The sequence below is a fragment of the Rhodoferax sp. genome (assembly GCF_034519335.1).
Classification (GTDB): Bacteria; Pseudomonadota; Gammaproteobacteria; order Burkholderiales; family Burkholderiaceae_C; genus Allorhodoferax.
Map to the genome: position 1 here is coordinate 1 of NZ_JAXHOL010000015.1, position 7,319 is coordinate 7,319.

Annotated in this window: 5 protein-coding genes and 1 pseudogene; 4 read left to right on the forward strand and 2 right to left on the reverse strand. The window is 62.8% G+C overall.

Features of this window, described 5'->3' with window-relative positions; genetic code table 11:
- The 4 genes from U5O12_RS06565 to U5O12_RS06580 all read left to right on the forward strand — a co-directional run.
- A partial coding sequence (locus tag U5O12_RS06565; RefSeq protein WP_322577859.1) for a DNA internalization-related competence protein ComEC/Rec2 occupies positions 1–1,402 on the forward strand: 1,402 nt, incomplete at its 5' end.
- Positions 1,403–1,470: 68 nt separating this feature from the next.
- The gene (locus U5O12_RS06570; protein ID WP_322577860.1) at positions 1,471–2,982 is read left to right on the forward strand and encodes a circularly permuted type 2 ATP-grasp protein; all 1,512 of its coding nucleotides are present in this window, start codon (positions 1,471–1,473) and stop codon (positions 2,980–2,982) included.
- Positions 2,983–3,003: 21 nt separating this feature from the next.
- Positions 3,004–3,960, forward strand: coding sequence for an alpha-E domain-containing protein (locus tag U5O12_RS06575; protein WP_322577861.1), 957 nt, complete (start codon positions 3,004–3,006; stop codon positions 3,958–3,960).
- A 95-nt stretch (positions 3,961–4,055) separates the two neighbouring features.
- On the forward strand, positions 4,056–4,925 hold the full coding sequence (locus U5O12_RS06580; RefSeq protein WP_322577862.1) for an HDOD domain-containing protein: 870 nt from the start codon (positions 4,056–4,058) through the stop codon (positions 4,923–4,925).
- A gap of 15 nt (positions 4,926–4,940) precedes the next feature.
- Here the strand turns inward: U5O12_RS06580 and U5O12_RS06585 are convergent, their stop codons facing one another.
- Positions 4,941–6,188 carry an SPOR domain-containing protein gene (locus U5O12_RS06585; RefSeq protein ID WP_322577863.1) on the reverse strand — a complete coding sequence of 416 codons (1,248 nt, stop codon included), beginning with the start codon at positions 6,186–6,188 and terminating at the stop codon, positions 4,941–4,943.
- A 3-nt stretch (positions 6,189–6,191) separates the two neighbouring features.
- A pseudogene (gene mltB, locus U5O12_RS06590) lies at positions 6,192–7,282 on the reverse strand (lytic murein transglycosylase B).
- Positions 7,283–7,319 lie beyond the last annotated feature (37 nt).

Here is a 7,319-nt window from a genome sequence, read left to right on the forward strand (position 1 = left end):
CACCATCACCGTGCTGCGCCTGGCCGGTGCGCGCTGGCCCTGGCCGCTGGTGTGGATGCTGGCCTGCGCCGCGGTGGTGGCGCTGGACCCATGGGCGCTGCTGCAGCCGGGTTTCTGGCTCAGTTTTGTGGCAGTGGGGGTGTTGTTTGCTACAGATTCAGGAGCTGCTCGCGCATATTCCATCAGCGTTGGAGGCCGATTTTTCTTAAAAATATGGCATCTGCTGCGAGAGCAGTGGGTCATCTCCTTGGCGCTGGCGCCTTTGGGTCTTTTGTTGTTCGGCCAGCTGTCGATCGTGGGCCTGGTGGCCAATCTTTTGGCTATTCCCTGGGTCACCTTGTTGCTTACGCCGTTGGCGCTGCTGGGGGTGCTGGTGCCAGCCGTTTGGGGGCTGGCTGCACAGGCCACCGATGTGCTGTGGTGGTGGTTGAGTGCGCTGGCCAATTGGCCCGGCGCTACGTTCAGCTGGCCCTTGCCTGCGCTGGGCTGGGGGCTGTTAGCGGTGGTGGGTGGGCTGTTGTGCGCGCTTCCTGTGCCCTGGCATTTGCGCGCCTTGGGGCTGCCGCTGCTGGTGCCCTTGCTGTTGTGGCGCCCCGCGTTGCCAGCGCCCGGTGAGTTTGAGCTGTTGGCGGCCGATGTGGGGCAGGGCAATGCCGTGCTGGTGCGCACCGCGCAGCATGCGCTGCTGTTTGACGCGGGGCCGCGCTACAGCCTGGAGAGCGATGCCGGCCACCGGGTGTTGGTACCCCTGCTCAAAGCGTTGGACGTGCGCCTGGACACGGTGGTGCTGAGCCACCGCGACACCGACCACGTGGGCGGCGCAGCCGCCGTATTGGCCCTGCAACCGCAGGCCGCCTTGCTGAGCTCCATTGAGCCCAATCACCCCTTGCAGCAGCTGCGCACCGCGCAGCGCTGCGAGGCTGGCCAGCGCTGGGTGTGGGATGGCGTGCCGTTTGAAGTGTTGCATCCGCAAGCGGCGGACTACGCGATGGCCACCAAGCCCAATGCCCTGTCGTGTGTTTTGCGCATTGGCACCGGGGTGCAGAGTGCGCTGCTGGTGGGAGATATTGAGGCCGCGCAGGAGGCGCGCTTGGTGCAGGCCTGGCAGGGCACCGACCACTTGCGTGCGGCGGTGCTGCTGGTGCCGCACCATGGCAGCAAGACCTCGAGCACGCCTGAGTTTCTGCAGGCCGTAGCGCCGCAGTGGGCGCTGGTGCAGGCCGGTTACCGCAATCGCTTTGGACACCCTGCGCCGATGGTGGTAGACCGGTACACGCAGGCGCGCATCAATTTGGTGTTGTCGCCCCAATGTGGTGCCATGCGTTGGCGCTCGGAGCAGCCCCAAAATGTGGCGTGCACACGGGAAAGCGATCGCCGGTACTGGCACCATCTTGTGCCATAGTGGTGCATGCGCGGGTGATGAGGGTTGTGGCCCAAAGCTTGCATACGGAGCGATCAGAGAGGTCTTTTATGCGGAAATTCGACGAGATGTACACCCAGCTTCCCTACGAGTTTTTCACTCAGGGCAAGCAGATACGAGACCACTACAAGATTTATGACGAATGGCTGGCGCGCCAACCTGGCGACATGATGGCCAAACGCCGTGAAGAAGCGGAAATGATCTTCCGCCGTGTGGGCATCACCTTTGCCGTCTACGGCGAAAAGGACGAGGACGGCTCCGGCACGGAGCGCCTGATTCCGTTTGACCTGATTCCGCGCATCATTCCGGCCCACGAGTGGACCAGCATGGAAAAGGGTCTGACGCAGCGCGTCACCGCTCTCAACCGCTTCATCCACGATATCTACCACGACCAAGAGATTCTGAAGGCCGGCATCGTGCCGCGTGAGCAGATTGAGGGCAACGCCCAGTACCGGCCCGAGATGGTGGGCGTGGACGTGCCCAATGGCATTTACTCGCAGATCAGTGGCATCGACATCGTGCGGGCACCGGACGCCAAGGGCAACGGCGAGTACTACGTGCTGGAAGACAACCTGCGCGTGCCCAGCGGCGTGAGCTACATGCTGGAAGACCGCAAGATGATGATGCGGCTGTTCCCCGACCTGTTCAGCGCGCACCGCGTGGCGCCCATTGCGCACTACCCCGACCTGCTGTTGGAAACCCTGCGCGCCAGCAGCCCGGCCACCACGGCCGAGCCCACGGTGGTGGTGCTCACACCCGGCATGTACAACAGCGCGTATTTCGAGCACGCCTTTTTGGCGCAGCAAATGGGTGTGGAGCTGGTCGAGGGGCAAGACCTGTTCGTCAAAGACAACTTTGTTTACATGCGCACCACGCGCGGCCCCCGCCGGGTCGATGTGATCTACCGCCGGGTGGACGACGACTTCCTGGATCCGCTGGTGTTCCGCCCCAATTCCACGCTGGGCTGTGCGGGCCTGCTGGGCGCCTACAAGGCCGGCAACGTGACCATCTGCAACGCCGTAGGCACCGGCATTGCGGACGACAAGTCCATCTACCCTTACGTGCCCAAGATGATCGAGTTCTACCTGGGCGAGAAGCCCATTCTGAACAACGTGCCCACCTACATGTGCCGCAACAAGGATGACCTGGCCTACACGCTGGCGAACCTGAAAGACCTGGTGGTGAAAGAGGTGCACGGTGCCGGCGGCTACGGCATGCTGGTGGGCCCTGCGGCCACCAAGGCCGAGATCGAAGACTTCCGCAAAGCGGTGGAAGCCAACCCCAGTGGTTACATTGCCCAGCCTACGCTGAGTTTGTCCAGCTGCCCCACCTTTGTGGAAAGCGGCATTGCGCCGCGCCACATCGACTTGCGGCCCTATGTGCTCAGCGGTAAGACGGTGCAGATGGTGCCCGGTGGCCTGACGCGTGTGGCGCTCAAAGACGGCTCGCTGGTGGTCAACAGCAGCCAGGGCGGCGGCACCAAGGACACCTGGATTCTGGAAGACGATGCGCCTGCTGTTGCCAGCACCGCTGCCATTCCGAGCCAAACCCAAAAACAATAAGCGAATTGCGGAGAAATTTGTATGCTGTCAAGAACCGCTGACCACCTGTTCTGGATGTCCCGCTACACCGAGCGGGCCGAGAACACCGCGCGTATGCTGGACGTGAACTACCAGACCTCGCTATTGCCCCAAACCGAAGCCGTGGCCCAACTGGGTTGGCAGGGTTTGTTGTCCATCAGTGAGTTGCTCTACACCTACCAGGAGCGCCATGGCGAGATCCAGGCGCGCGAGGTGATGGACTTCATGGTGAAGGACGAGAGCAATCCATCAAGCATCATGTCCTGCCTGAGCGCAGCCCGCGAGAACGCACGTGCGGTGCGCGGCGCGCTGACCACCGAAGTGTGGGAAACCCAAAACACCACCTGGCTCGAAGTCAAACGCATGATCAAGACGGGCGAGTTCGAAAAAGATCCGGCCCAGTTTTTTGAGTGGGTGAAGTTTCGCTCGCACCTGTCGCGCGGCGTCACCGTGGGCACCATGCTGATGGACGAAGCGCTGTACTTCATGCGCATGGGTACCTTCCTGGAGCGCGCTGACAACACTGCGCGCTTGGTGGATGTGAAGTTCCACGCGGTACAAAGTGACTTTTTTGGTGCCGCCAGCGAGAAGGACCAAGAGTACGACTTCTACCATTGGAGCGCGATCCTGCGCAGCGTCTCGGGCTTCGAGGTTTACCGCAAGGTCTACCGTGACGTGATCAAGCCTGAGCGCGTGGCCGAACTGCTCATTTTGAAGCCCGACATGCCGCGTTCGCTGCACGCCAGTCTCAACGAAGTGGTGAACAACCTGCGCCTGGTCGCCAGCGACCCCGGTAGCGAGACCCTGCGCCGTGCCGGCAAGCTGCGCGCCGAGTTGCAGTTTGGTCGTATCGACGAAATCCTGGCTACGGGCCTGCACGCCTACCTTACACAGTTTTTGGACCGCGTGAATGACTTGGGTGCCCATATCAGCCGCGAGTATCTGGTGCCGGTCACCTGAGGCATTGGGTACAGGGTTTACGCGGTCTGAAAACAGGCCGGATTCTGCCGCGCAGACCCCGGTTTTCAGCATAATGTCTGCAACGAGGAGACAGCATGCGCGTAGCGGATATCGACCGTGAAATTGAAACCGCCAAGTCCGCAGGACCGTTGCGAGAGATCGTGATCCAGCCCTGTCCGGCTTTGTTGACGGACCTGCGTGTGGAGTTCAATCGCGAAGACCCGGAGCCGGCCACCATTGCCAAAATTGCATCACGCGATGTAGCCATGGCCGCGGCGCTGATCCGGGTGGCCAACAGCCCCATCTATGCGCGCTCCCGCGCCGCTTCCACGGTGGCCGAGGCCGTGGCTTTGCTGGGCATGGCGCAAACCGTCTCCATCCTCACGGGGTTCTTGCTGCGCGAAACCATCACGGTGAAGTCGCCCCTGCTGGAGCATTTCTGGGAAACCTCTACCCGCCGTGCGTACGCCATGGGCTACATCGCGCGCCAGATGTATGGCATCAACGCCGACATTGCCCACACCTGCGGCTTGTTTTGCCATGTGGGCTTGCCCATCATGCTGCAAGGCCTGCCCGGGTATGAGGCCACGCTGGCCCGGGCCATGCACGACAAAGAGCGCACCTTTACCCAGGTCGAGAACGAAGCCCATCGTACCGACCATGCGGTGGTGGGCGCCATTGTGGCCAAAACCTGGCGCTTGCCACCCATCGTTGCCATTGCAGTGCGCTTGCACCACGACTTCACGGTGCTGCGGGACGACAACATTCCTGCCGAGGTGCGCACGCTGGTCGCCATGTCGCTGTTGGCCGAACACCTGGTGGCACTGCACGAGGGCCAAACCGAGCATGTGGAGTGGGACCAACATGGTGCCGCTTGTCTGGCACATCTGCACGTGAGCGAGGCGGAGATTGACCATTGGCTGGACGCTTTGCACGCCCAGTTTGACGGCCCCGCCGGCTTTTAGCGAAAGCGCTTGCCGCTACTGCGGCGCTACCTGGGCATCCAGTCCCATGGTGCGAATTTTGTCCGCCGCGCGGTCGGCCTCTGCCAAGGTATCGAAGGGGCCGACACGCACGCGGATGCGCGTGCCCTGGTTGGTCCTGACACTTTGGGTGCTGGCAGGAAGCTCCGCATCCGTCAGCTGGGTCAGTGCGTTGCGCGCATTGTTCTCTTGGGCGAACAAGCCCACATTCACCACATACATCTGCGCCAGCGCTGCGGGTGTGGCTGGGGCGCTGGTGGCCCCGCTGGCCCGAATTGCGGCGGATTCGGCCGCTACCGGTTTGGACAGAATAATGATCTTGGCCGGCGCCGAGCTGCTGGCACGCGCGGCGGGGGCTGTTGCGGGCGCGGCGGGCTTCGTGGCTGGTGATGCGGGTGTGGGCTTGGCGGCTGCAGATGCTGGCGCTGCCGCAGCGCTGGCCGCGCGTGCCACAACGGGGGCACTGGAGGGGACCGCTGCTTGGGGTGCCGGCAGCACGGCCGCTGCGGATACGGCGCGCTGGGCAACAGCTGCTGATTCGGTCGCAGGTGCAGAAGCCGCCGTGGCGGGGGCCGACGTTGCCATAGCGGGAGCCGAGGCGGCCGGCGCAGGAGCTTGCGGTACTGATACATCGATCGTGCGGCCCACCGCCACATTGCGGGCGTCAGCTGCCACGGGTGGTGTTGCAGTAACCGGTGTCCAACCTTCGAATTGCAGCCAGGCATAGGCCAGCAAGGCCAGCCCCAGGGCGTTGGCCACCATTTGGGCGATCAGGCTTTTGCGGGTGGGCGCCTTGCGGCTCAGCAGCGCGCAGGCTTCTGCTACGGTATGGGTGGCTTTGAGTGCAGCTTCCATGCGTTTGCGGGTGGCAGCATGCAGCACGGCATTGCCGCCCAAGCCTGGCAACAACACAGACAGCAGCACCAGGCCGCCGGCCAGGCCCCACTGGGTGGTGTCCGAAAACTGGAATACCAGGCGCCCGATGCCAAAGATGCCGAGTGCCATTCCTACCAACACGCCCGCATACACCAGCGCGGCGTGCCAGAGGTGGCGAAACGCTAGCCAGTTGAGGGTGTAGAGTGCGGCCGCGCCGTTCCAGCTCAGGCCCGCACGGTCGGCAGCTTCAAAGCGCGCAAACAATGGCAGGTAATACGCACTGTTGACCTCACCCACTGCCGCACGGTACAGCGCGGTCGTGGAGTGTTCGTCCGTGTTGTCCAGGGCAGTGTCGGCGGGTATGGGCATGGTTTATTTTGGCATGCTGCCCAAAGGTGGCAAGGCCGCTGCCACTTCTTGCCCCAGTTCTATCACCGCGAGGGCGTAGTAGCTGCTCCAGTTGTAGCGGGTGATTGCGTAGAAGTTGTCGGTGCCGGCAATGTAGAGCGGCGCGTCAGCACCGTTCTGCAGCTCTACCAGCGCCAGCTTGCCGGGGTGTGCGGCCGCGGCCGTGTCCAGCAGCACGCCTTTGTCTTGCATGGTTTGGGCGCTGAAGGTGGGCAGGATGTCGGGGGCCAGCAGGGTGGTGCGGTCCAGTCGCGCCAGGTCGAACTGCACCGGGTAGTGCGTGGCCAGACCGGCTTGCCATTTGAAGGCCACAAAGTAATTGGCCACCGAGCCAATCACATCGGCCGCGCTGTGGAACAGGTCAACCCGGCTGTCGCCATCAAAGTCCACCGCGTACTTGGCCCAGCTTGACGGCATGAACTGTGGCAGGCCCATGGCACCGGCATAGCTGCCTTTGAGGGCCAGTGGGTCGGTGTTGGTGCGGGCCGTGAGGCTGAGAAAAGCCTCTAGCTCGTTGAGGAAAAACTTGGCCCGATCGCCTGCACGCGGGTGGGCACTCGGAAAGTCAAACGCCAGTGTGCTCAAAGCATCGATAACGCGGTAATTGCCCGTTTGCTGGCCGTAGATGGTTTCCACGCCGATGATGCCCACGATGATTTGGGCAGGCACGCCGGTTTCGCGTTCGGCACGCTCCAGCGTGGCGCGGTGGTCTTGCCAGAACTGCACCCCGGCTTTGATGCGGATGGGATCAATAAAACGGCTGCGGTACACCGCCCAGTTCTTGGGGGTACCCACAGCGGGGGGGTGCTGGCGCGCTGAATGGCGGGTACTAGCCGGGCTTGGCCAATTGAGTGGCGCACCCAAGCCGGGTCCAGGTTGCGGCGCTGAGCCAGGTCGTCGGCCAGTTGCATGACCTCGGGGCGGGTGCTGTAGAGCGGGCCCGGCGTTGTTGCGCTTGTATTGGAGCGAGTTTTATTTTTTGAAGTCTTTTGGGCTGCAAAGCCCGTGGATATTGCGCAAACAGCTATCAAAAAGAGAGTGGTGAGGCGGAGCAGTAGGGTCACAGGCGAGCAGGTATTCACGGTAAGCGTT